The sequence below is a fragment of the Pseudoalteromonas sp. MEBiC 03607 genome, assembly GCF_004792295.1.
GTDB lineage: Bacteria > Pseudomonadota > Gammaproteobacteria > Enterobacterales > Alteromonadaceae > Pseudoalteromonas > Pseudoalteromonas lipolytica_C.
The window spans coordinates 3,393,200-3,418,427 of the sequence record NZ_SRRY01000001.1; the positions used below are offsets into that span (position 1 = coordinate 3,393,200).

The following is a 25,228-nucleotide window of genomic DNA, read 5'->3' on the forward strand; positions in this document are numbered from 1 at the left end:
TTACGGGAATCAGGATACCTCTGCCGGTTTGTTTTTTAGCGCTTCAGCCGCTTTTTGCAGCGGCCCTTTTAAAGCTTTTTCTAACTTAGTCATCTGCTCTAAGTGCCATGCAACCGCTTTGGGCCACGTATCTTTATTGAAGCCATCAGCTTTGGTCGAAAACTGAATACGACAAGATTTCTTTTCATCCAATCTCATCCATTCAAGCTCCGCACCAAATACTTGTTCAATTTCCTGTTTGGACTCAAGCAAGGAATCAAAGAGATATTTATTCTCTTCGGTAATCCCACGGCTAATCCAAAGCTCAACTCTAAGCTCTTTTTGCAGAAAAATCAGGTTATACGGACAACCACTCAGTCCAGAACCGGCTGATAGCCAATGATCTTTACTCGGGCTAATGTTGTTGTAGAGCTGGCACGGACTTTTCTGAAACGCCTCTAATGCTCGCTCCCAGTATTCGCGACGCACCGTATGACGGTTTTTCAGTACCACTTCGGTCGTTTTTTCTTCCGCTTCTTTGGCATTAATACCGATCATCAGCTCCTTCGCTTCGGGCGTGGGGATGATCTGGTCAATATTGATGAGTAGCTGCTCACCCAACGAATAAGGGGTAATTTTAAAGCATGCAATACTAATACCTTGCCCCAATAGCCAAAGTGCAGTACTGGTCACTTCTTTGCGAAAGTTTGCCGCAACTAACATAATACGCTGGCTGTTACCTAGATTGAGCTTGACCTCATCCAGATCTGGCGCATCCAGAAATTCGCAAATTCTTTGACTGGCATTAAGTTCAGCAACCTGCGGGACATTTAACGGGTCAACATCTCCTGTTACAGGTTCATAGCGGTCCAAGTACTGCTGGTAGATTTCAACTATTTGCGCCTTGGTCAAACTGGCGCAATAAGAGGCATATTTAAGTGCCTGCCAGACCACATCACGGCCGCTGTCATCCAGTTTATTTTCAATGATGACCAAGTTGCCATCTTTATCTAGCGCAAGTAAATCTAAACGTTCGCGGGTATCATCAAAGCCATCGAACTCCTTTTGAATAATTAATAACTCTTCACCCAGCGCAGAAGGCTCATGCGCCAACCATTCCTGAAGGTGTTTTCGCTCAGAAAAGCCAAGCTCACTGAACTTCTTTGCCCTAACAGGACTAATCCTGTTGGTTTGATGATTTACCGTGAACATGGTTATTTATCCTATTACTTAGCACTTTTTACCGCTTCAATTTCATTTACAGAATTATTTAACAAAGCCATTTAGCAACTGAGCAAAATCGCATCTCTAGAGTCGGGATTTATCTCTTTCCATCGCTTGATTAATGTTGTGACGCAGGGGTTACCCGCAAGCTGATTCATACGAACCCAATCAACATCTAGCAAATCAGCAAGTAATTCGATGTCCAATTCACCTTGCAAGGTGTGCCATTGTCGGATGCTTGGCTGTCTCATCAACTGAGCTTTTGGAGAGGTTAATCCACCGACAACAAAATATCCCTTTTCTTTGTCGTACCATATGCGTTGAATACCCGGTATGTTACTCATCCAGCGTTTGATGTCGTTTAAAGGCTTATCGAAGTATCGAGATAACAAGGTATCTAAACTACCACTGATTGATGTATCTTTTTTCTTACCTCGCTTATCTAACCAACGCTGAATAACCTCTTTTTTCACCTGATAGTAAGTCACCTTCGTTTCATTTTGCTGATGGAGCGAAACTAATTGTTCTTGCCATAATTCAACTAATTCGGGTAACTCACTTTCAAATCGCATTGTTGCCTTTTGGCTGGATAACACGCCATCATCACTCAACTCTTTGACAATATTGAGCAATACTTCACTATCTGGCAGCACCCAATCCGTCAACGGATAAGGCTTCTGTTTCTTGGTTAAATCCGAAAGCGCATCTTCCATACCCAGTGGCAATACATTCGTTTGGTCGTAAGATGGATCTTGCATCATGATTGATACTTGTTCGTCCTTATCCTTACTCAAAACAAGCGTAATTCTTGCCGCAAATCGTCGTTGTTTATCAACTTCAGTACCGTAGTAATCCATTACGACATTCTGACGATAACTATAGGGCCAATTCTCATTCATCAAAGTGAGCAAATCATCTACGGATGTTTCGAAATTGGCCAGGTACTCATTTGTTTTCAAAGTCATACCAGAATCAGTGGGATAGAAGGGGATCAACACCGGTCTGTCGTTTGAAACCGTAAACAAATAGCCATCAGTAATGACAATGGTTGATTCGTTTAAACAGGCGCGTTGCAATGGCAAGACTTGAGAAACAGGCCTATCAGAATCAATCAGTAAACGTTTGATCTCTAACTCTTTAAGTACCACTTCAAGCTTTCTAATAATCGCTTCTTTGTAAGCTTTAGTATCTAATAAGTCGAAATTGTAAGTGTAATATCCACCTTCAGACGCAACGTATAGCTTTATCGGGTCATCGTCTCTTTTTGATTCGATTAACAACCCTTTTTCGACTGGGTCTCCCGTGACATCATGAGGATTAACGTTGATATGTTGAACTGCACACCGTCCAACTAGCGACTTCGTTAGTGGATAACGATCATCTTCAATACCTTTTTCCTGATCTAGCAAAATCAAAACGCGGTCCGAACGATCAAGCTTTATCCGTTCAAAGTCATCTGGTGCAATGCCCTCTAGCAAATCCCATGAAACATCGACGCCTTTCTGTGCAATGAGCGATTTAAATAAGTCTAAGATTTCTTCACAAGCAACAACGGTATTAACTCTTAGGTCTATAACCTTGATTTCACCGGATATCTCGATGCTTGGGAAAGATGACTTAGCCTTATTGGACTTATGCTTTGTTTTCAACGTCAGTGGTTGGAGATTTAATGTTTTAGCTGAAAGTTCAAAACCATAGTCACGCGCAAAACGGATAAACGCATCTTGCACTGGTTTTAACACCATAGGCCAACTTTGCTCAAACCTCTTTGGCGTAGAAAGATCCAGAAACGGTCGCTGTTTACGTGAATTTTTACTCTTTCCAATTTCTTTAAACAGCGTACCTCTCGGTTTTCTTTCATGGCCAGGATACCACCTGACGAGTACCTTATTTTTGTCATAGACCCATAGAGGCTTCTTAATGCGATCTATATCATCGTCATTAGATAACGGTCTTAATGGAACATTGGTATAAAACAGAGCAATCTCAGTGGTATTTCCATCTTTTAACTGCTGAGTTCTACAATCTAGGCTGATCGCATTGACACCGCCAGCCCAGCTATCTACTTTCAATAACGGACAACCTAAGCTGTAAGCACCTTTACAATGACCGCCAAAAGCCCGCAATGACCGCATCATTAGTCGAATCCACACAGGATTTAACACCGGTGAATATTCAACTCGAACTGGAGTAATAGGTTGCAACTCAGCGTCTACAATAGACGGAGGAATATCACTTGAACTTTGTAAAGCCACATAGAGACCAAACTGATTACCATTTTTTTTCATTAAATAGGCAAACTGCCGACTGTCTAGCTCAGCATCGATACGTTCTTCCCAGGCTTTCTTCTCTTTCCACTGATAGTTGTTATTGATGAGTGGATAGTGATAAACCACAAATTTGTTGGCTTTATCTGCATCAACCTCGCTATTCAAATAAACCAAATGAGACAGCGGCAACTTCCTCAAATCTTTATTTTTATCCATTAACCTTGCTCCCTCATACGCTGCCAAACTATTTTCGAAAACCACTTGAAGCCAGACGTCATTTGATACTCATCGTTCACCAAACAACCTGGTAGAAACAGGATTGAAGCATTCTCAACTTTTACTGGCTCCAACATTTCAGAAAAGCCAGATAAGGTACAATCTTCACCAGTTAATAGATTCGCGATAACCAAAATGGCGTTTTCACCACGGATTTGACGAATCTTCTCCAGCTTCTTAATTAATCCCAAAGGCGCAAATTCAGGATGTTTGCCTGAAGCAAGCCATTGCTCAAAGCCTTCATCTGACTGTTCCAGAGCAGCAATAGACCAAAATTTCGCATCAACAAAAACATCCGCGTTGGCTATCTCAAAATCATATAGTTCAAATAGCTCATGGTTGTAGACGTCTTGTTTAGTGGCTAGCTGCTTGTCACTTAGCAATGCGCGAATGCCTTCCTCACCAATACGCCCTTGTAAAATTCGCTGAATCACAACGGGATGAAATGAGAATTGCTCTTCAATATCGTTGGCAAACGGCTGAAACGACGTTCGAAAACCTTTACGATTAAACCAATCCGAAATAGCAGGTTGCCTATTAACAACCTCATAAAGCGTCTGGGGGTTATACTTAATCAATCCCGCTGCACGCTTTGCAAAGAACTGCCAACTTTTTGGGTCGTACCATATTTCACCAGTAACCTTTGATTCCTCGGGCCGTTCAAAGCACGCCCAACGACACAAAGGCTCAATAATGCCAAACGTATTGTTATGCGGCATCCATTGGAGATCATGCTGTAATACAGCGCGGCCTAATTCATGCCAAAGTCCTGAAATATCTTCGATACAACCCTTACCTTGTCGTGCATCTCGGATAGCGGAAACTAACTTATTATCAATAATATCTACCGCACCAGAGCCATCTTGGGAGCGCGTTTTCAACAGGGCAAGAAAGTTGGAAACCGATGCATCTTCGGAATGAGTAAGATCATCAATCAGCTGATTATTAAGGTTTGAAACCCAATTTCGGTTGTTAGTACAAACGGTTAATTGGCCGTAGTTGCGAAGATGGCCTGCTACATCATCGCTTAAATGAATAGCGACATGGGGCACATACGTCCAAGCACGTTCAATACGACCAACTTGCTGCTGCACGTCAGCGGCAAGATTCTTAACGTAGTCATTTGTCGCTTTGTAGAGCTTGTTTAGTTCCTGGATTTTAGCGACTGAGTTATTCATTAACGGCATAATAAATTGCCGCTGCTGCTTACGTGAAAACTCTGAACGCCTGACTAATTTTTCTAAGTTTCTGAGCTGAAAGCCAGCATGAGACATTTCGTCATCATCGTCATTGCTATCCCATGGTGAAAAGTAAAAGTGCTTACTTTCAATAATAAACAGCGACGTCAGATCCATCTGCCCTTGAGAGTTAGGCAAGGAGTAATCCAAATTAATGCCATTGGTAGCGGATGCAGTTTGTGTCATTACCACCACGGTACGGCCAGAGTCGAACGCCGCTTGATATGCGTGCTCAAATCCTTCTCGCTTTTGTGCTTCAGCATTGAGCAAGCAAATCATCATGGGCTTGCCGTTGACAGCCAAAGGAATAAACACATCGTCAAATGAAGACAATACTCCAGTGGTTAAACACTCCATTTCAAGCCAATCAGCGCTCATTCTGCTGTTCTCTGCGGTATCACTTATCAACCACTTCCGAAGGTATTTGACTGAGTTAACAAAGGCCAGGTGCCCTTTATGTTGTGGCTCATTCGCTGCCAAATGCAGAACGTGCAGTAATTTAAACAACACAGACTGCCGGTATTCATACTTGTAATCTGAGTGCTCAGCCTCAAAAAATGCAGCGTTCAAATGCAGTTTTGCCTCCTGAAAAACTGGGGCATTGATAGCATCATCAAAGTCGTGGATCGTGGTTTTTAGTGTCGAGCGACGCTTTTCAGATTTATCTTTAACCAACGAGCGGATCACCGCCATTTGTAACTGCTTATCCTCGTCAGTTTGTAAATATGGAATCGGCTTCTTAAACCAATCTTCGGGGCGCTGCTCAAAGCTATCGCCCAGAAAACTCTCGGTACATTGTGGATTGCGGGCCTGAGCCACGTAACGCAAAGCGCTTTCAATCCAGCGTATATCGAAATGACCAATCCCCCTTTCGATATAAGAGGTTGCGGATAGTGCAAAAACCAGGTTCCGACTCGATAACGAAACCATTAACCCTTCAGGCGTTGTCGGCAATAGTGCGCGTTTAATCTTGATCCTCAACGGGTCAATATCCGCCTCGGCTTCATCCGTGGTTAACAGCCAGGTTGTTAGGCCAAACATATTCGTCTGAGTATTAGGTAATAGGTTTGATCTACTGAGCGCTTCTAACTCAGGTAAGCTTGTGCGAGGTAATGAGAACAGCGATAAACTGGGTAACGCTGTGCTGTAGTAGGATGGTCGATAATCGTTCGCGGGGTCGAACAGTAACCGGTTTAGCCGAACAAGATATTCATAAGCTTCGGACTCATCGGTCGCGAACTGTGACAACAGCAAACTGAAGCGTCTGATATATTTCTCCATCACACGCAAAAAATCACCAACATCAACCGATACATCATCGCTTTGCTCATAACTTTTCACTTCAAAGCCATGAGGTTTTTGCTGTAATTGCAAAGGCTCACTGGTTACTAAGTGGTCTGAGCGAAACAGATATTTCTTTTCGAACGGAACACCGGATTCATACTGTTTTAAAGGCATTACCAGTGCCCTAGACTGATTCAGATCGACTCCTTTGCTGATCAAATCCTCCTCTAGCTCCGCAATAAGCTGTTTAAGCTCACTGTAAAGCTCAGGTATAGGTTCAGCAGTAACAAACTGCATTCGCGCTAACAGGCGCTTACCGCCTTCAAGTAATTGACCAATACACTCAGGCGGCTCTTGCACCATTTGGGACTGGGCAAGTAATGTCTGTAGAATGTCCGCTTGGTAATCAAACTCATCAACAAATACAACCTTTCCGGCCAGTTGGCCGCTCGACATTCTGACTTTCTGTTTACCGTCGTAAAAGGAAGCGAACAGCTTCTGCGTTGTTAACACCAGCAAATGTTGCTTATCATCGTGCCAGGCAATCGCCGGGAAAATTCGACGCACCCATTTATTTTCTCTGAATAAACGAAGCTTTTCTTTTGCTTGCTCTGTGAGCTCATGCGTCTTGCCATGGTGCTTACTGGCATACTTCACAGCCTTCTCTAAGGACGACATGCACCCAAGTAGCGTCCGTTCGACAAAGCCACACAGTTTTCTTAGTTCCTGCTCTTCTCGTTCGAGTAAGACGCCCATCGAATCAGGGTTTTTCTTTTTATACTCAACATTACGGGCGATTGCTGAAACGTTGTGGCAAGCACGGACTAGAGCCTCTTTATCAGCATTAGAACGAAACGCACCTAAACCATGAATATCCTCAATGGCCTTATAAGGATCGGGCAAGTCAGACTTTTGAACACCTTGTTCATGTGGCAGTGCTCGTTGCGAAACCGCACTAACGACAGTTTCATCCTGTGCATAAAGAATACTAACCAGCAAGGGGTTACCCGAGCTGTCTTTTTCACTCGTGGCACTTTCATAAATGTCATGCAGGATATTCCAGCGATGGGTAACTAAGATGGCCTGCAACCCTTTGGATTTTATAAATTCAAGGCTCGCAGGTATCTTCCCGCCCGGGCTACGATAAAGAGAACTACTTTTGCCACCGCCTGTTGGGCCTTGCAACTGGCAAAAGCCAGCAATAGCATTTTCGTTCTTTGCATTAACCGATAGAGCAAGTGCTTGCTCAATCGTATGCGCAATGATTTGATTATACGAAGTCGGTATTGGCTGACTCATCTAAATCCTCGTTAACTTGATATTCCTTTTGAGTTTCGCCCCTTTTTCAGAAGGGGCGACAAGGTTGGAGACAACACAACACCAACAAATGACTCATTAATTCAATTCAGGCACGATCTCTTGTGACCAACTGTCTTCCATCAGCATTCTGAACGACATACCACCCGATGCAGCTTCCAACGTAAGCTCACCAGCATCTACCGCCGTCTTGACGTGCTCAGTTAAAAGTTCAAACAAACGGCGTTTGTACACAGTGTCGTCATTCCCTTTTAAATGCTCGCCCTTGGTTTCCAACACAGAGAATCGGTAACTGCCAGAGTCCGGCTGTTCGACGCACACCAACAAGTCAGGGTAAACCTTTTGCTTTTGCCAGCCCTGTAGGCTGTACTCACGCTGATTTACCGCAATGCGATGCCACCAATACACAGACTCTTGCTTATCCAAATACCAAGCTGTGTCGCGCTCTAAATTGTTCAGCCCATTTTGATAGACCTTTTCGAACAGGCTTTTTTCAAGTTCAGATCCATCTTTGCGGCGAAGCACCTGATCATGCTCACTGACATTAACCTCTAGGGTTTGCGCCAACTCCCAATTTAGCTTTTCGTTATCAGAAGCAAGTAGACGTAGGGAAATATCCCCCTTGTCCAACTTAGACCTGAAGATTTGCTCCGATAATTGCGCAACCTGCTGTTTAATATCGCGCTTCATTTCTTTGAGTAGCTCAAGGCGGTTAGTAAACAGCGCTTCCTCTGTAACCCCATTGCTACGTAAGGTGTCTAAGGTGTACGTTAACACCCGCATGGCTTGCCATGGGTTTGGAATAACATCGGTGAGCTGCCTTACCATAAAGGAGATATCCAGGCCTGCACTGGGGTCAAACTCGATGTTTTCGTGAACCGGATCGGCCAAGTCCAATTCGCCTTGGTTATCCTTGGACATTTTGTAGTCGATACGGGCAATCGTGCGCTGTAATTTGTCGTCCACTAACTGGAAGTTCTCAGCGTTCAAATAAGACAACGACTCCCAATCTAGGTCACCCAGCACATCCCGTTCATAGTCAAACAAGCGGAAGCCGTCTTTGTAACCTGCATCACGATGCAAAACCCGAGGCAGGAATATTTTAGGGAGGTTACGAAAACGTTCTCTACGCAATAAGGTTTCTTTGCTCACTACTGCGGCGGGTTTATTGGCTTCTGTAGCTTTAACTTGATTCGCCACATCTCCCATACCTTCTTCTTCTAAACCTTGCTTAACACCCGCAACGGCTTCCATCACATCCTGATCAAAGGTGTAGACATAACACTCATCTAAACTTGGTTTTTGCGTCAATCGCGCATGTGGTTGACGTAGCACCCGGCCAATCATTTGGGTGATTGCCGTTTTTGCGGTCATTTTAGACAACACGGTTAACACATAAGCAAAGGGGCAATCCCAACCTTCACGTAGCGCATCCTTTGTGATGATGTATTTAACGGGGCACATTTCGCTGAGCAAATCATCATCACCCAACTCGTCTTTGTCAGACGTTTTCAGGCGAATTTCATTTTCATTCACGCCCAGTTTTTCCATCAAATACTCACGGGCGTCTTCCGCATGCACAAAGGCTGAATCTCGTTGGTCTTTACCTGTGCGCTCAACACGGATCAGCATGATGGGGCGAATATAGCGACCGGTTTCGTTTTGTAGCAGCCCGGCATCCTGTTCAAGCTCTGCCAATTTAGCGTGCGCAAGCGACAAGGTATGCTTCCACTCGCTTTTATCTTCGTTGATTAAGTTGATGGGTAACTTAATCATTTGCTCATCTTTCAACGCTTGCCCAGACACATTCACCAGTACATTTGAGTGATGCTTACCGTTAGCGTTAGGCGTGGCCGAGAGCTCAAGAATAAACTTAGGGTTAAAGCCACACAGGGTTTCTCTTGCGGTTTCGCTATAGGCTTTATGCCCCTCATCCACAATAATCACAGGGCGAACCATACGTAACACATTGCCCAAGCTTTGTTTGACTGACACTGAGCCTGGGGCTATGCCTTCTTGCCAACCGTAATCGGATAGATCGTTACAATCTAAATTGCGAATACTGCTTAGCAACGCCTCATTGGCTATGGTGTCATCTTCAATCGGGAAGAAGGTAGTAAATCGCCCGCTATCGCGGAACATGCGTAGTGTTTCTTTCGATTGACGCGCACTGGATTGCAGCATCAACAACATAACGCACAGGTTTTCGTCGGTATCTCGCTTGGTAAAGGCGTCGTTCTTTTCGAGCATTTTGACTCGTCCACCCGAAGCACGCTCTAACATTTGGCGATACGGATGCTCACGATTAGCCAACTGTTTCCAGGTTTGCTTGTAAATGGCATCCGACGGCACTACCCAGAGCACCATGCCGGTTTGTTGGGTAAACAAATCAGTTTGCAACCGCTCAACCGCCGCCACGCCAAGTAAGGTTTTACCACCACCCGTCGGCACTTTCAGGCACACGTTAGGGATTGGCCTCTCTAAACCGTCAAATCTTGTGACATAAGGCGCAGGCACCAAGTGACCGCTTTTGTCTTTAAGTAGGTCAATACGGCGCTCCTGTACCAGAGCTTCCCACGACTCTTTGGCGTAATCGGTTAAGCGGGCCTCTTTGCCTTTCATTTTCTGAAAAGCAACAAAGTCTTCCGCTTCTTCCTTGGTGTCGGCCAGCTTTTTCAGATAATAGTCCAGCTTATCCAACACACCATTCTGGTAGTCTTTTAACTCCATGTTACGCCCCCATAATGCGATGGATGGCGTAAGGCAACTGGCAAAACTCAATGCGTTTCTCAGTTAAGTCTTTCTGGCTCATAAACTTCGCCACAGCAAAGACAATGGTGCGCTTCTTCGTAGCATTGTTTTTCGCTATAACCTCGACTTTGTCCGCGTTTAATGCCGCTTCATTCGAGCGCAGCCACTCGCTATCTGGGCGATAGAACAGATGAATACGGAATAAGTCTGTTTCGCCGATAAAACCATCGGCAGAGGCTTTCGCGACCGTTTCTAACGACTGACCAGTGGCGGTATAAAACACATAACGTGCGAGCGCGTCGAACGACGGCATGACATCGCCGGTGAGTAAACTTTCAATTTGAATCGGTTCGCCTAAGGTGCAATAGGTAAAACTGCCACCAATGCCAGGGGAAAACTCATCCACTTTGCGCTCACCGGTGACAGTGAGCACACCGTCTTTGAGCTCTTTTTTGATTTTGTCGAAATCTTTGCTGTGTTTTGCTTCAACTTTGGCTATTTTTTCAAGGAGTTCTGCGTGCTTTTTCTCAAAGACCGACCAAGTGATTTTTTCAGAAAGCAGTTCTTGCTTCTGGTTGCCTTTGAAGGGGCATCCGTTGATAACACGGCGAACGCGTTCTGCTGTCACCTCGTCCGCATAATCCTCACATTCAATCAGAATAAATTTACGATTACCTTCGTCACTCTTATTGGCTTCCAACACAGCGTGCGCCGTCGTACCTGAACCAGCGAAAGAGTCGAGGATGATTGATTCTGGATCAGTGGCTATTTCGAGGATTCTCTTCAACAATGTTACAGGTTTGGGCGTGAAAAACTCGACACTGTCATTGCCCATGATATTTCGAAGCGTTTTCTTAGCTTCATCCGTATGGCTTGCAAAATCATGCGGCCACCATGTACTTGGTACAGTGCCACCACCACCTTTTAGAGCATGTTTATATCTTTTAAAGGCGGGAGCTCCTTTGCCGTCTTTTCCCCAGTAAACTAGACCATTTTGAATATTTTCTAGATGACGTTCTTTAGAATACCGCCATACCGAAGTCTTTTTGGGCCAAATTTCTTCCCCTGTATTCGGGTTGATAACTGGATAATAAAGATTAGGGCGTTCGTCTGATGTCTTATTACAGGTGTAATTATCAATTCGATATACGCCATTTTGATCTTCATGCCTGTAATTTGAGTCATTCCCTTCAGTTCTTTCTAATAAATTACGTTCGAAGCTCTCAGATTTTCGATACACCAAAACATGATCATGCATTGCTGAAAATCCCTTAGCATCATTCGACGTTGCATACTTTTTCTGCCAAGCGATGTGACCATAGAATGATTCTTCTTTTTGAAAGATTTCATCGAGTATCATTCGGAGACGATGTTGCTCATTGTCATCAATAGTTACGAATAGCACACCATCGTCTGCTAGCAATTCGTATAACAGAATTAGCCTCGGCCACATCATGCAAAGCCATTTGTCATGACGTTCCATATCTTCTTTATCAACAGGATTGGCTGACTTTTTCAGCCATTCCTGCATCAATGGTGAGCGTACATTGTCGTTATAACACCACCCCTCATTGCCTGTGTTGTAAGGCGGGTCGATAAAAATGCAGTCTACTTTACCGGCATGAGTCGGCAGTAACGCCTTAAGGGCTTCAAGGTTGTCGCCATGGATGATGAGGTTGTCATCCAGCGATGCCGCCTTGCCTTCCTCCGGTAACGATTTATCTGCAACCACTTTTAGTTCACGAAACGGCACACTCAGGTGGTGTGAATAAACAAACTGCTTACCTTTAAAATCCAATGTTGGCATCGGTATTCCTTAAATTCTTAATTAATTCTTATGATTAAATTCTGTAGTCTGAGTTGTACACGGTGTTTCATTGCTATAACCGGGTGCGATTGAGAGATTTTGTACACCATACAGCGCGGCACGATTGTTCAATGCCAGTTGGCATTGACTGGTTGATAAGCAAGCACTCTCGGAGCAGTCGACATTCCAGAGTCTAAGCAAATACCCCGCTGTTGCTGCTCTAATCTCAACCTTCATCACGCCACCTTTCATGCCATAATCCAGTTCGATCGCTTCACTGTGCTCTATGCGCGGATGCGGCACTAACTCCAATTCAACAAAGCGGTTCCATTGTCGGTCTTGGGTTTCGAGCTCACTTTCTTTGATAACAGAAGGCGACAAAGTGGAATCTTCAAGCACAACCGCTTCTTTAATTCGGGTCAGAACAAAGTCTCTGAATTCACCATGCTTGCGGTCAAAACCACGAACGTGCCAACGCAGGCCATTGTCCACCAGCGTATGCGGCACAATTTCTCGCGTGGTTTCACCGCTCGATAACGACACATAGGTGATACTCAAGGCTTTACCTTTGTGGATGGCCTCGGTGACTTTCGCCACTATCGATAAACTCGGCTTGTTAAGGTGATAAGGCGCTTCACACGCAAGAGGCGGTTTTACCTTTCCAGTGAAGCCATCGCCGTACCCTTGGCTGATGGTTGCCAGTGTTCGAACAACGTCATAGTCGAACAAAGGTTCAAATGCATCACCACGTTTATGCAACTTGAGCTTTTGGTCATACTCAATGTTGCTTGGTGCAAGCTCTCGGTACATTGTGAAGTCTTTCGTTGCCTGAGCGGCGGCTATACTGAAGCGATCGACTAAATCCGCTCGCACCGCTTCTCCCTTAAATAATAAGGTGAAATCAATGTGGGCAATGCGATCCCTGGTTGCTTGTGGCAACTGCGCTATCTGCGAAAGCCTGTCTGGCTTCGCCACTACCGTTTGTTTCAGACCATCATTTGTCATGCGTCTTGTTTATCCAATTCAACCAGATTCTTAAAATTCTGTTTATAAAGTACGGACCGACATCGCGTAATCACATTGAAAAGCATCACTCAATGCCGCTCTTCATCCGCAATGACTTAGCAATCTCTACCGGTTGAAGCTGGACAGATGGCTATAAAACACTGAATAGGCCTCAACCTAATTAATTTTATTAGGTATCATCCTATCACAAATTATTTTGTAGGGAAGACTAAGCGGCAACTTTTTGATCTGGATTGCAATTGCCGCTCAGGTATGGGCGTGAAGACATTGTTTCATACCATTGATGATAGCCGCTATCAATGCGCTACCCGAACCAGTGGCACCACGATGTTACTGCGATGAGATACCCCTTTATCCGACTCAGTAGACATCAGGACTCGTTGCTCACTCTCCCGAACGCGCCTAGCAACTTCTGCCTGGGCTGGTAGTAATGGCAGCATCCCTTCAGCAATCGCGTCTGGGGCAGACTCTTGGCCACAGGACATCAAGTGCTTCCATGGATCTTTAAGAAAGCGCTCGAACGTGATGCCAAACTCAATGATGCGGGCAGAGACGAAGATTTCGCCCCAGTATTCAATGTAGGTGTCTTGGTACATGGAAAGATTCCTCTTGTTGGTTATATACCCTGCCTACTTGCAGCCGCAGCGGTGTTACCTGCATTCGCTCACCCCAATCACATAGAAGATCTATGCTCATGGGGACTCGCTCACTTGCCGCCTAGCTGCAACACCAAGTAGTTTGGGTATAACGTAAGTTCACTTTCCATTTTCCAGAGGTTTTCAAATATGCAAGGCTTACCTTGTAGAGAGCTACAAAGCTTTAAATCGATTGCGGGCATCTTTGTAGTCATAGTGGGCATGTTCTGAGCCGCGATGGTACAAATCATCCAGGCAAGTTTGTTCCTGCGGCAACTCGTCTTCGCTGATTTCGCGCCACCAATGTTTGTTGGCACCTTTAACACCGTCATGCCAGCGGTAACCGCGCTCTTTTAAATAGTCCTTTACGTCAAACGGCGCACCAAACGCACGAACTAACACAGTTCGCCTGTCTGCTTCAGACAACAAGTTTGCAACGGACTCGGGCAACAAATGAAACAACCAGGCCATCGCCAAACAATCGGTTGCAGCTCGGTGTCCTTCATAGAACCAACCTAAGCGAAGCAGCAGGTACTCAAGCTTTCGACTTTCAAAACCCAGCGCCTTCCAATCTATGCCACTGGCTGAACAGGCCCAAGATAGATGTCCTAATGCGGCAAACCGCTTTTCAAAGAAAGGACGATCAAACTGTGCATTATGCGCAACCACCAGCGGATCATCGTATAACCAACTCGCAACCAGTGCATCATCAATGCGCTGGCCTTGCACCATATCATCGGTGATACCGGTTAACTCGGTAATCAGCTCGGGGATTGGCTTGCCGGGATCTTCATACAAGCTGATCACATCAACAATCGACACAATCCGCTTAGCCGAGGGGCTGTAAAGCACCTTAACCATACCAAGCTCAATAATGGACTCGTCATCGGCAGACAGTCCAGTTGTCTCTGTATCGAGCAGCACCATTGGCTGTTCATCGCCGACCATAGCAGAAAGTTCAAGTGGCCAGGACTGCGGTTCACGCGTTAATGGAATGCGCTCCAGCAATCTAAAATCTTCTGGTCTTTCTGGGATATCCGCGAGGCGCTCTAGCGGAAATGGTGCAGGGGCTCTTGTCATTGATGGTTCCTCTTCAATTCTGTTGTTCGCTTTGGGTTATTTCACTGTGCCACAGGTTTTTCTAAATGCACCTTGGATACCTCAGCGTTTTTTTAATCTTTCTACTGGGTGAACCCATGTATGAAGGCTTTGGCTAAGCCTTTCAGAAAGTCTTAGCTAAACCGTTTAGGTAACCCTTACCGATACCCTTTACGTATGGCTTAGCCAACCCCTTTTCAAACGGTGGCAAAAGGCTTGAACCGAGTTCGACTGAGCATTTTAATGATTCTCCTGACTTCGCTTTAAGCCTGTAAATTCAATACGAAGCAGAATTTTACTAACTGTTTTGAAACCCTTTGCGAAGGGTTCAACAAGCCTTATCTGACGGTTACTCGACCCATGCGTTAACCAGTAGCAGTAACAGGATCAATAACAGAAACAAGAGCAGTAGGCAGAAGCAGTATTGTCCAAGCCTTGCAGGCTTTGACGAGGGCGAGCGATCCCCCACATCAAGCTTTTCAACACAAAAGAGAAGTCACCCACGACACAACGTCTTACTCGAACAACTACAGTTTTACCTACAATTTTACTTGTAGAAATCAGCATAGCATTAGATACTGTACAAACAAACAGTATTAATTATGATTTTTCGAGGTTCGTCATGAGTGTCTCGCTGATAGGCCGTAGCGGCGCACTTGCCTTCATCAAAGCCAAGCGCCTTCGTATCCCATTGTTCATGGAACGTGTTTCTGCTGGTTTTCCCTCACCAGCGCAGGATTATGTTGAGCAAACGCTCGACCTTAACGAGCTTTGCATCAAGCGACCGGCTGCAACGTTCTTTGTACGTGTTGAAGGTGATTCAATGATTGATGCCGGGATTCACCCAGATGATATTCTGGTGGTTGATCGCTCTGTCCAAGCAGAACACGGTGACATTGTCATCGCAGGCATCCATGGTGAACTCACGGTAAAGGAGCTGCAACTGAGGCCGTGCGTCAAGCTGAACCCAAGAAACCTGGCGTATGAACCTATCCATATTCCTGAAGGAACAGAGTTAGAGATATTTGGTGTGGTCACCAATGTGGTGCGAAACATGCGCCGCAAGTCGTGACTATCCCATGCCTGTATTTGCCTTGGTGGACTGCAACAACTTTTGCGCCAGTTGTGAGAAGCTGTTTCGTCCTGATTTAAAATATACGCCGGTTGTGGTGCTGTCCAACAATGACGGATGTGTGGTTGCACGCTCGCGTGAAGCCAAGTTACTCGGTATTAAAATGGGCGTACCCGTCTTTCAGATCAAAGCTGAAATGCAGCGTCATGGTATTTTGGCTTTTTCGTCCAACTATGCGCTGTATGCAGATTTAAGCAGTCGAGTGATGCGCACTTTGGAGGAGATGGCACCACGAGTAGAGGTCTACTCCATTGACGAAGCGTTTTTGGACTTAACCGGTATTGAGTCTGCCATATCTCTTGTCGAGTTCGGACAACAAGTGCGAGCGCGCATAGGCCACTGGATTGGGATCACCGTCTGTGTAGGCATTGCACCGACTAAAACACTCGCCAAGCTGGCTAACCATGCCGCCAAAAAGTATCCAGCCACTCAAGGGGTTGTAGACCTGACCAATCCAGATCGGCAACGTCGATTGCTCGCATTAGTCCCGGTTGATGATATTTGGGGCGTTGGCAGACGGCTTTCTAAGCGTTTAAATGCTTTGGGTATCACCACAGCCTTAGATCTAGCCAATGCCTCTCCTAGAGCCATCAGAGACCAGTTCTCGGTGGTTTTAGAGAGAACCGTCAGAGAGCTCAATGGTGAGTCGTGCATTGAACTTGAAGAGATCCCGCCAACTAAGAAACAAATCGTCTGTAGCCGTTCATTTGGCGTAAAAGTAACGCAATTTGAATTGTTACGTGAAGCCGTCTGCGAATACGCAACCCGCGCCACTGAGAAGCTTCGCAAAGAACAGCAGCAAGCCAAAGTGCTGACCGTGTTTATACGTACCAGCCCCTTTAAGGACAGCGAGCCGCAATACAGCAACTCCGCATCGGGCGAGTTGTTGATACCCAGTTGTGATACGAGGGATTTTATCGAGCTGGCCAGTCACTTACTCAAGCGGATATGGAAGGATGGTTTTCGTTATGCCAAAGCGGGCGTCATGCTGTCTGACTTTTACGATCCTAGCATGTTTCAACCAGGACTATTCGATGACGTATCGACCCGTTCTAATAGCCAACAGTTGATGTCTGTATTGGACACCATTAATCAAAGCGGTGCCGGAAAGGTTTTCTTTGCTGGACAAGGTACGAAGAAAGATTGGTCGATGAAGCGAGAGCATTTGTCTCCCGCCTACACAACACGCTGGGACCAGTTACCACGAGTGAAGTAGACCCGGTGATTCAATAGGCATTCACTCTGCGACGCAGCATGTTGAGCTTATCAACCTGGCGTCGAATATCACTGAAGAATTCTTCTTTCTCCATGGCCAGCGCTAGCTCCCATTCTTTGGCCAAACCTTGGCAGTCCAAAAATGCGTATCTCAGCTTCGTCTTTGAAATACGCAGCCCCTTGCTAAAGACCGCGCGTTTGCCTCGTTGACCGTGAAAACTGTTGATGTACCACTCAATGCCAAAGCCATACTTAAAGTCTCTGATACGGACACCAAGCAGCCCCCAATCTTTAAAGGGCGCATTCTCGCGAACCTTGTAATGGGTAACCCAAAAGTCATCAACTTCAGCTCGTGCCAGTGCTTTTAGCCTGTCCGTTTCTTGCTGAAGTAAATCTGATACCTCTGCTTTCCATTGTTCATTGACGATTTCTACCAAACCAATTTCCCCATCCAATTAACCCCAAAAGCCAAAACCACTATCCGTTTGGCTTTTGGATCGAAACGCCAAACGTAAAACTGCCGTAACAATCACTGTTTGGCGTCTCGATATAAATCAACTCGCGCAATCCCATACCTGACAAGGGATACAGGCCGATTTCACTTAAAAACGCCTAAAAAGACGTATTGCCATGAAAATACAAACCGTTTGGCAAGTTCAGGCCAGAATGCAAACGACGTTTGGCGTCTCGATTTTTTTGGCTCAGTCATCCGCCGCCAAACAGAGCCTATTCTCATACTTTTGCGAAAATGCAATAGGCAGATAGATGAAAGGATTTGTCACCTTTCTGCCCACCGCCAGTGCACCGAGTCCTGATAATGACATTTGAGTGAACCGCCAGAGCACTTGGACATACCCAAGCGTGACCAGTGCGGTTGATTGAAAACCGTTAGAGCACTTTGAGTGCACAGGAGATAAGTATGTTTGTACTAGGCGTAGATATCGGTTACTCAAACCTGAAGCTGGCAATTGGCCAATCAGGCAGTGAACCGAAAACCATTATTCTGCCTGCGGGTGCCGGTCCTGCGGATCGTATGCCGGAGCGTATCGGTGGAGGCGATGATGAAACTTGTTTGTATGTGTCTGTCGATAATGAGCGTTGGGCGGCAGGTGTGCCTGCTGGACGCCTTCAAGGCTGGGAACGAGAGCTTCACCCGGAATATCCCACCACAAAAACCTATAAGGCGCTTTTTCATGCCGCCTTGTTAATGGCTGAAACAGAATCCATCGATTTGGTTGTCACTGGATTACCGGTTTCCCAGTTTCATGAACCACAACGTAAGTCTGACCTTGTGCAGCGTTTAAAAGGTGTCCATCAAGTGACGCCTAAGCGCAGCATCACTGTTCATGACGTCAAAGTGCTGCCGCAGCCTGCCGGTGCCTATATGGATCTGGTTCAAACAGGTGGTGATTTGGGCTTGATTGAAGAAGGTCGCGTCGTCGTCATAGATCCAGGCTTCTTTTCTGTTGACTGGGTTGCCCTTGAGGCCGGAGAAATTCGCTACAGCTCATCAGGAACCAGTCTTCAGGCAATGTCCGTGCTACTGGAAACGATTGATAAGCTGATTTCGGAAGATCATGGTGCCAAAGTGGGTATGGATCGACTTGAAAAAGCCATGAGAACCGGCGACTTGCAGGTGCTGCTATTTGGAGAAAAAGTCGATATTTCACCTTATCTGAATGCTGCCATGAAAAAGGTAGCGCCTGTTGCTCTTACAGCCATGCGCCAATCCATGCGTGACGAAAGCATCAATGCGGACTTGGTTTTGATCGCCGGAGGGGGAGCCTTGGCTTATAAGGAAGCGGCCAAAGAGATTTTTTCACGAAGCAAGATCATCGTGCCGGAACAGTCTGTTTTGGCGAACGTCCGAGGCTTCTGGTTTTATGGGGCCTGATCATGAGAGTTGTCGTCAACATTCCCCCAGGGAGCCACCCAGAACTGCTCAAAGAATTAGAAAAGACGCCGCCACGGGAACGCGCTGAGCGCCTGCGGATGCTGGCCACCTTTGGGTTAATTCACATGAGCCAACCCAATCTATCCACGACATCTGTACCGATGGATGGCCTTGCACCAGATGGTGACGTGACTTCTATGAGTACAGCGCCAGAACCCAAAGCAGAATCACGTAAACAATCATTAAAATCAAAACTAGGGCTGGGCTTATAACATGGCGTTATCAGTTAGCTGGCTCGATGCCAGGTTAAATAAAGAAGCAAAAGAAACCGTAGTAAAAGCCGACCGAGATGGGCTAAGTGCTCGGGTATCGCCCAAGGGCAAAATTGTTTTTCAGTTTCGTTATCGTTTCGATGGCAAGCAACAGCGGGTAGACATTGGTACTTACCCACTTATGAAGCTTGCTGAAGCCAGGAATGAGCTGGATAGGTTAAGGGCAGTACTTGATCAAGGCCGAAACCCCAAGCTCTACCTACAGCAGGAACGGGCGAAGTATTCTGCCAACCAAAGCTTCGAATCGATTTTTCGAGACTGGATAGACTCTGCCGGTAAGCAAGGGCTAAAGGAGAAAACGTGGCACTACCAAAAACGAAGCAGTGAAATATATTTGCTGCCCCGACTTGGCAAGTACCCATTAACTGACATCAATGAATTGTCCTTGCGAAACTGTCTTCGTGAGGTTTCGGAGTCGTCCCCTTCGAACACAGAGCGCCTAGTGTCTGTTCTGCATAAGTTTTATGACTGGCTGATTGATGAACAAATCTTGGAAATTAACGCTGCTGCTGGGATCACAGCAAAGAAGGTTGGCGGTAAGAAAGGTAAACGAACTCGGGTGCTAAATGACAACGAGATCAGGATACTTTGGCGCTATTTGCATGAGTCAAAAATCACTGAGAAGAATCGCATCTACATAAAATTGCTTCTGCTATTGGGCGGTCGCAAGGGCGAACTCATTCAAGCTGAAAAGCATCACTTTGACTTGCAATCTGCAATGTGGACAGTGCCTATAGAGATCCGTAAACAAGGTGAGAAAATTGGAGCGCCGATCATGCGGCCATTGATTAAACCTGCTATAGAGCTGATTGAACTGGCGATGCAGATGAGTAAATCAACTTACTTGTTTCCCGCTAACGGACAAGAAGAACTTGCCACAAATGGCTTTGATACCACTATTCCTAACAATGTGAAAATCTGGGCTCGCAGGTTGCTTGGTATTGAGATGGAACATTGGTCAATGCATGATCTTCGCAGAACCATGCGAACACGAATGTCGGCCATCACGACGCAAGAAGTTGCCGAGTTGATGATTGGCCACAGCAAAAAAGGGTTGGATGCTATCTACAACCAATATCAGTACCTGGATGAAATGCGTCATGCTTACGACGTTTGGTATCAACAGCTAGAGACCATCATCGAGCCGACAGGCTTTCCATTCAACTGGCGTTTCGGACAGTAAAAGAAAGAGGCTCAGTCCTCTTTCTTCTCATACTCTTCCAAGTCTTCAATGTGCCACAACTTGTTTCGTGTATTTCGGTTGATACGAGGTTGCGGCAAGCTGCCATCTTTTATTCTTCGCCAGAGCGTCGTATAGCTAATGTGGTAACGAGCCATCACTTCGTAAGACGTGAGAAAAGGGGTTACTTGGTGCGCTACTGCTGTCATCTGCATTCTCCTGAAAATCAATGTAAAGCTATCATCGCCTGATTCATCACTTGTTGATGGTCAGAAAGATGCATGATTTGTTCAGAAGATCAGCCTTATCACAACACCAGTATCATTGTGCAGTTTACCAAATTTCCAGTTTACGGCGCAAAGCGCCGTAAATTAGCGTGAAGTTAAACCATCATTACGACAAATATCGATATTCGCTTTGGTTAAAAAGCGTCCAATACAGACATTAACTGATGGCTATTAGATGTCCGTCCGGTGATCATCACCTAAGTCTTGATGTTCCAAGGCAACTGACTGTCGATATCAGGCTCTGGCTGACAGAGATATCATGCACATTGGCCTTGGTGCTCTTAACACTATGGATGAGACCAAAAACGTCATCTACACCGATGTGCATTTTCATGCCGAAGTGTCACTTATTGCCTTTCTTCGTCTGGTGCATTTCAGGATCACGTCCGTTTTTGTTCTTGGTCAAGCTTGGGGCTTCAATGATAGGAGCATCCATGATGGTGCCTTCTTACAAAAGCTAAGCCTTGCTTTTCCAGGTAGCGATTAATTCGATTAAATAGCTTTTCACCGAGGTTGTGTTTTTCAGTATATGGCGGAAATTTAAGATTGTAGTTTCGTCCGGCACCGTATAGATGGTGATGCCAGCAAAACGAGACATGGACTCTATCATCACACAGACTATCTTCCATGGCGGTATCGCTGAGATTGTAGAAAGGCTGCATGCAGTGGATGCGCAACATATTGGACAGCGGATAAAGCTTTCAGCCTCGCAGCGATTTGGAATAATAGCGGGCAATGGGCCGTTCCAGCTCTCGCCAAGGTAACAAATCATCCATCTGAGATAATAATTTCTCGCGTCATATTTGCTTACGTTTTTCGGTTAACCTTCGGCGTCTGAAAAACTGAACTGAGAGATGATTTAGTCCGTTAGTTTGGTTTTAGCTAGTATCGCTTAATTCATGGTATATTTCAGAGGTGCCATAGGTTTAATATTGAGCCAGCGTAAAACTCATTTTCCTGTCTTTAGTGTTTATTTTTTCTAAAACTACACGGATCTTTTTACCGAGCGTAAACTTCGTATTTTTGCTTGCTAGCAGCTGTCTATCGGCATCAAACTCAAATTCCCCTAGAGTTTCAGACGAGATCATCCCCTCAACACCGCTGTCTTTTAACTCTACAAAAACACCAAAGCTGGCTACCCCGGATACGCTGGCCTCAAATGTCTGTCCAATATATTTTTTCATATACTGGCATTTAAGCGAAGCCTCAACTTCCCGACTAATTTCATCGGCTTGCCGCGATTGTAATGAGCAATGAAGGCTGAGCTGTTCCAATTCGCTAAAGGAATATGGATAAACTTGCTTATCGATTGGAGTCGGCTTAAATTTTTCGAGGCTTAAAAAGCCGAGTATTCTATTCAGCGTGCTATTTTCTTTACTTTGAATCTTTGCTCGAATCGCTCTATGCGTTATCAAGTCAGGGTATCGACGAATAGGAGAAGTGAAATGAGCATAGGCATCATAGGCCAAGCCAAAGTGCCCCTTATTCTCGACTGAATACTCTGCTTGGCTCTGTGAGCGGAGCAATAGTAACCGAATCACATCGCCATCAGAACGATGCTCAATTTGACTTAACAGTGCATTATAGTCTTTAGTCGTAGGGTTATCGTCACCACCTAACATTAACCCTTTTTCAGACAAAAGTGATTTGAGTGAAGATAGCTTTTTCGATTGCGGTCCTGCATGAACTCTAAACAAACTGTTCACTTTATGCTTTTCCAAAAAATTGGCTGTTGCTACATTTGCAGACAACATAAATTCTTCAATCATGCGGTGTGCATCATTTCTATCAATGGCGGTAATAGATTCAATTTTACCTTTTTTGTTTAAATTTAGTTTACGCTCGATTGTTTCAAACTCAATCGCGTCACGGCTTTTACGGACCTTATTTAGTAGGTTATAGAGTGAGTGTAAATTCTTAATGTGTGGAATAATATTTTTCGCATTTTTTATTTGCGATTCTCTCCCTGTGATCACCCTATTAGCTTGTTCATAGGTGAGACGAGCATGAGAATGAATGACACCTTCAGTAAACACAGCTTGCGTCATTTTTCCCTTTGAATTTATTGTCATATCACACACTAATACTAACCTGTCTTGATTTGGATTCAGTGAGCATAGCCCATTTGACAGAGATTCAGGTAACATAGGAACCACCAAACCAGGACAATAGATAGACGTTGCCCGAGTTTGCGCCTCAACATCAAGTATATCGTCTGGCTTTACATAATGTGACACATCGGCAATTGCAACTAATAGACGCCAGTCTCCAAGCTGAGTACGTTCACAATAAACCGCATCATCAAAATCTTTGGCATCTTCGCCATCGATCGTCATAAAAGGTAAATGACGATAGTCGATTCGCTCCTTTTTATCATCTTCACTAACTTGCTGGCCAAGTGATGCCGCTTGAGCAACAACGTCAGCACTCCAAGTATGGCAGGCTCCATGACGAAGCAACGCCAGTTTTGTTTCAAGACCTGAGCTATTAGGCTCACCAAGGACTTCTGTTACACCAACAAGTGCTAGTTGTCGACGATTGGGATAATGGAGGATTTCACAATTAACATATTGTCCAATCTTAGCTCCAGCCAAGCGACTTCTGTCAACCGATAGTGGATGACATATTTTGGCATTGTCTGCTAACAGAATTATCTTATTACCGCTCTTTTTCAGAATACCCGCCACGTGCGTCGTATTACGTGTGACAACATTTATCAGTTTGTGACTAGATCTTTTTAACGAGGCTGGAGATGGCAATACTTTCACTGTATCGCCATCAAATACGTGCTTTAATTGATTCTTAGGTAAGAAAAGGTCTTTCTCATCCGAGTTATATTTAACAAAGCCAAAACCATCAGCGTGAATACTTATTGTACCTGTTACTAGGTTGCTTTGATCGATAACTTGATAGCCACTAGTGGCTTTGAACAAGAGCTGGCCATCACGTTCCATAGCGCGTAATCGCCGCCTAAGCGCTTCTTTTTCTGTGACTTTTTTAAGATTTAAAGCCTGAGCGATTTGTTCTCGATCGAGGTGTTTTTTTACATTAGCCAAGAGGCTAATAATATACTCTCGAGCAGGAATGGGGTTTTCATAATGATGAGTGGCAGATACGTTTATTGTGGGATTTAAAATAGTGATTTTCTCTTACAAATGCCCTTCGCTATTTACTTAATAAATTAAAATGCTGACTGGTAGTCGTTTCAAACAAAGTGCGAATTAGGCAGTGGGTATGGGTAGTTTGAGTAGCAGTTGCACTCAAAAAAAATTAATGAGGAAAATAACTCGCTTAACCTGAGGGGTAAGCGAGTAGCAATACGAATTTAGTACGTATTTGAATTAGTAAAACTCAATTAGATGCAAACTATATTTTCAGCTTGTGGGCCTTTAGCTCCTTGCGTCACGGTAAACTGAACGCTTTGGCCTTCTGCTAAGGTTTTAAAACCATCGCTAACAATCGCGCTAAAGTGTGCAAAAACGTCAGGACCTGACTTTTGCTCAATAAAACCAAACCCTTTCGATTCATTGAACCATTTAACTAAACCTGTTGTTGTATTAGACATAATAGATATCCTAGAAATAAAAATATTGACCTGAAATTCAGGAGATAAAGCGGGAAGAAAACGAAAATTTAATTGAGGATAGCACGAGGGATTATGAAATAATGCAACGAGGTATGAACATATAAACTTGGCTTTCTCTCAAGCCGTGGATATACGATACGCTTAAATAACCACAACTGCAAGTTTTAATCTTCTTTATTTAAATTTCAAATCATTAGTGGTCCTAACAATGTGAAAATCTGGGCTCGCAGGTCGCTTGGTATTGAGATGGAACACTGGTCTATGCATGATCTTCGAAGAACGATGCGAACGCGAATGTCGGCCATCACGACGCAAGAAGTTGCCGAGTTGATGATTGGCCACAGCAAAAAAGGGTTGGATGCTATCTACAACCAATATCAGTACCTGGATGAAATGCGTCATGCTTACGACGTTTGGTATCAACAACTAGAAACCATCATCGAGCCGACAGGCTTTCCATTCAACTGGCGTTTCGGACAGTAAAAGAAAGAGGCTCATTCCTCTTTCTTCTCATACTCTTTCAAGTCTTCAATGTGCCACAGCTTGTTTCGTGTATTTCGGTTGATACGAGGTTGCGGCAAGCTGCCATCTTTTATTCTTCGCCAGAGCGTCGTATAGCTAATGTGGTAACGAGCCATAACTTCGTAAGACGTGAGAAAAGGGGTTACCTGGTGCGCTACTGCTGTCATCTGCATTC

Annotated in this window: 20 protein-coding genes and 1 pseudogene; 8 read left to right on the top strand and 13 right to left on the bottom strand. The window is 45.0% G+C overall.

What is annotated here, in order from left to right; genetic code table 11:
* Nucleotides 1–9: 9 nt before the first annotated feature.
* The 7 genes from E5N72_RS15440 to E5N72_RS15470 form a co-directional block, all read right to left on the bottom strand.
* Nucleotides 10–1,191: a DUF4268 domain-containing protein gene (locus E5N72_RS15440; protein WP_135925925.1), complete on the bottom strand. Its 1,182-nt coding sequence runs from the start codon at nt 1,189–1,191 to the stop codon at nt 10–12.
* Nucleotides 1,192–1,262: 71 nt separating this feature from the next.
* Nucleotides 1,263–3,689, bottom strand: a complete 2,427-nt coding sequence (locus tag E5N72_RS15445) for a hypothetical protein (RefSeq protein ID WP_135925926.1) — start codon at nt 3,687–3,689, stop codon at nt 1,263–1,265.
* A complete protein-coding gene (locus E5N72_RS15450; protein WP_135925927.1) occupies nt 3,689–7,570 on the bottom strand; it encodes a hypothetical protein in 3,882 nt (1,293 codons plus the stop codon). Before E5N72_RS15450 ends, E5N72_RS15445 begins: the two co-directional genes overlap by 1 nt.
* Nucleotides 7,571–7,666: 96 nt before the next feature.
* Complete coding sequence (locus E5N72_RS15455) at nt 7,667–10,318, bottom strand: DEAD/DEAH box helicase family protein (protein WP_135925928.1); 2,652 nt, start codon at nt 10,316–10,318, stop codon at nt 7,667–7,669.
* 1 nt (nt 10,319) lies between these two features.
* A complete protein-coding gene (locus E5N72_RS15460) occupies nt 10,320–12,146 on the bottom strand; it encodes a site-specific DNA-methyltransferase (RefSeq protein ID WP_135925929.1) in 1,827 nt (608 codons plus the stop codon).
* Between the two features lie 21 nt (nt 12,147–12,167).
* Nucleotides 12,168–13,151 (bottom strand): WYL domain-containing protein, encoded by a 984-nt coding sequence (locus E5N72_RS15465; protein ID WP_135925930.1) that lies wholly within the window; start codon nt 13,149–13,151, stop codon nt 12,168–12,170.
* Nucleotides 13,152–13,468: 317 nt separating this feature from the next.
* Nucleotides 13,469–13,768 (bottom strand): hypothetical protein, encoded by a 300-nt coding sequence (locus E5N72_RS15470; RefSeq protein WP_135925931.1) that lies wholly within the window; start codon nt 13,766–13,768, stop codon nt 13,469–13,471.
* Here E5N72_RS15470 and E5N72_RS20625 point away from each other — a divergent pair.
* On the top strand, nt 13,661–13,909 hold the full coding sequence (locus tag E5N72_RS20625; RefSeq protein WP_168246697.1) for a hypothetical protein: 249 nt from the start codon (nt 13,661–13,663) through the stop codon (nt 13,907–13,909). The two genes, E5N72_RS15470 and E5N72_RS20625, sit on opposite strands and share 108 nt — an antisense overlap.
* A gap of 72 nt (nt 13,910–13,981) precedes the next feature.
* Here the strand turns inward: E5N72_RS20625 and E5N72_RS15475 are convergent, their stop codons facing one another.
* On the bottom strand, nt 13,982–14,887 hold the full coding sequence (locus E5N72_RS15475; RefSeq protein ID WP_135925932.1) for a 3'-5' exonuclease: 906 nt from the start codon (nt 14,885–14,887) through the stop codon (nt 13,982–13,984).
* Between the two features lie 640 nt (nt 14,888–15,527).
* Here E5N72_RS15475 and umuD point away from each other — a divergent pair.
* Nucleotides 15,528–15,977, top strand: coding sequence for a translesion error-prone DNA polymerase V autoproteolytic subunit (gene umuD / locus E5N72_RS15480; RefSeq protein WP_135925933.1), 450 nt, complete (start codon nt 15,528–15,530; stop codon nt 15,975–15,977).
* A 7-nt stretch (nt 15,978–15,984) separates the two neighbouring features.
* The gene (gene umuC, locus E5N72_RS15485) at nt 15,985–17,253 is read left to right on the top strand and encodes a translesion error-prone DNA polymerase V subunit UmuC (RefSeq protein ID WP_135925934.1); all 1,269 of its coding nucleotides are present in this window, start codon (nt 15,985–15,987) and stop codon (nt 17,251–17,253) included.
* Between the two features lie 10 nt (nt 17,254–17,263).
* Here the strand turns inward: umuC and mobI are convergent, their stop codons facing one another.
* Nucleotides 17,264–17,707 carry a conjugative transfer protein MobI(A/C) gene (gene mobI, locus E5N72_RS15490; protein WP_135925935.1) on the bottom strand — a complete coding sequence of 148 codons (444 nt, stop codon included), beginning with the start codon at nt 17,705–17,707 and terminating at the stop codon, nt 17,264–17,266.
* A 464-nt stretch (nt 17,708–18,171) separates the two neighbouring features.
* Here mobI and E5N72_RS15495 point away from each other — a divergent pair, with 464 nt between their 5' ends.
* From E5N72_RS15495 to E5N72_RS15505, 3 genes are all read left to right on the top strand, one after another.
* Complete coding sequence (locus tag E5N72_RS15495; protein ID WP_000497807.1) at nt 18,172–19,146, top strand: ParM/StbA family protein; 975 nt, start codon at nt 18,172–18,174, stop codon at nt 19,144–19,146.
* A 125-nt stretch (nt 19,147–19,271) separates the two neighbouring features.
* Nucleotides 19,272–19,418: a hypothetical protein gene (locus E5N72_RS20630; protein ID WP_168246698.1), complete on the top strand. Its 147-nt coding sequence runs from the start codon at nt 19,272–19,274 to the stop codon at nt 19,416–19,418.
* A gap of 1 nt (nt 19,419) precedes the next feature.
* The gene (locus tag E5N72_RS15505; protein WP_135925937.1) at nt 19,420–20,661 is read left to right on the top strand and encodes an integrase family protein; all 1,242 of its coding nucleotides are present in this window, start codon (nt 19,420–19,422) and stop codon (nt 20,659–20,661) included.
* Nucleotides 20,662–20,672: 11 nt separating this feature from the next.
* Here the strand turns inward: E5N72_RS15505 and E5N72_RS20845 are convergent, their stop codons facing one another.
* Nucleotides 20,673–20,867 carry a DNA-binding protein gene (locus E5N72_RS20845; RefSeq protein WP_000127614.1) on the bottom strand — a complete coding sequence of 65 codons (195 nt, stop codon included), beginning with the start codon at nt 20,865–20,867 and terminating at the stop codon, nt 20,673–20,675.
* Between the two features lie 337 nt (nt 20,868–21,204).
* Between E5N72_RS20845 and E5N72_RS20635 the strand changes: the two genes are divergently transcribed.
* The gene (locus tag E5N72_RS20635; RefSeq protein ID WP_168246747.1) at nt 21,205–21,432 is read left to right on the top strand and encodes a hypothetical protein; all 228 of its coding nucleotides are present in this window, start codon (nt 21,205–21,207) and stop codon (nt 21,430–21,432) included.
* A gap of 439 nt (nt 21,433–21,871) precedes the next feature.
* Here the strand turns inward: E5N72_RS20635 and rnr are convergent, their stop codons facing one another.
* Both rnr and E5N72_RS15525 read right to left on the bottom strand, forming a co-directional pair.
* A complete protein-coding gene (gene rnr, locus E5N72_RS15520; RefSeq protein WP_346763508.1) occupies nt 21,872–24,088 on the bottom strand; it encodes a ribonuclease R in 2,217 nt (738 codons plus the stop codon).
* 212 nt (nt 24,089–24,300) lie between these two features.
* Nucleotides 24,301–24,510, bottom strand: a complete 210-nt coding sequence (locus E5N72_RS15525; RefSeq protein ID WP_055464828.1) for a cold-shock protein — start codon at nt 24,508–24,510, stop codon at nt 24,301–24,303.
* A 222-nt stretch (nt 24,511–24,732) separates the two neighbouring features.
* Between E5N72_RS15525 and E5N72_RS15530 the strand changes: the two are divergent.
* Nucleotides 24,733–25,014, top strand: a pseudogene (locus E5N72_RS15530) (integrase); the annotation flags it as partial.
* Nucleotides 25,015–25,025: 11 nt separating this feature from the next.
* On the opposite strand, the gene E5N72_RS20850 reads toward E5N72_RS15530, so the two are convergent.
* Nucleotides 25,026–25,220, bottom strand: coding sequence for a DNA-binding protein (locus E5N72_RS20850; RefSeq protein ID WP_135925939.1), 195 nt, complete (start codon nt 25,218–25,220; stop codon nt 25,026–25,028).
* Between the last annotated feature and the right edge of the window lie 8 nt (nt 25,221–25,228).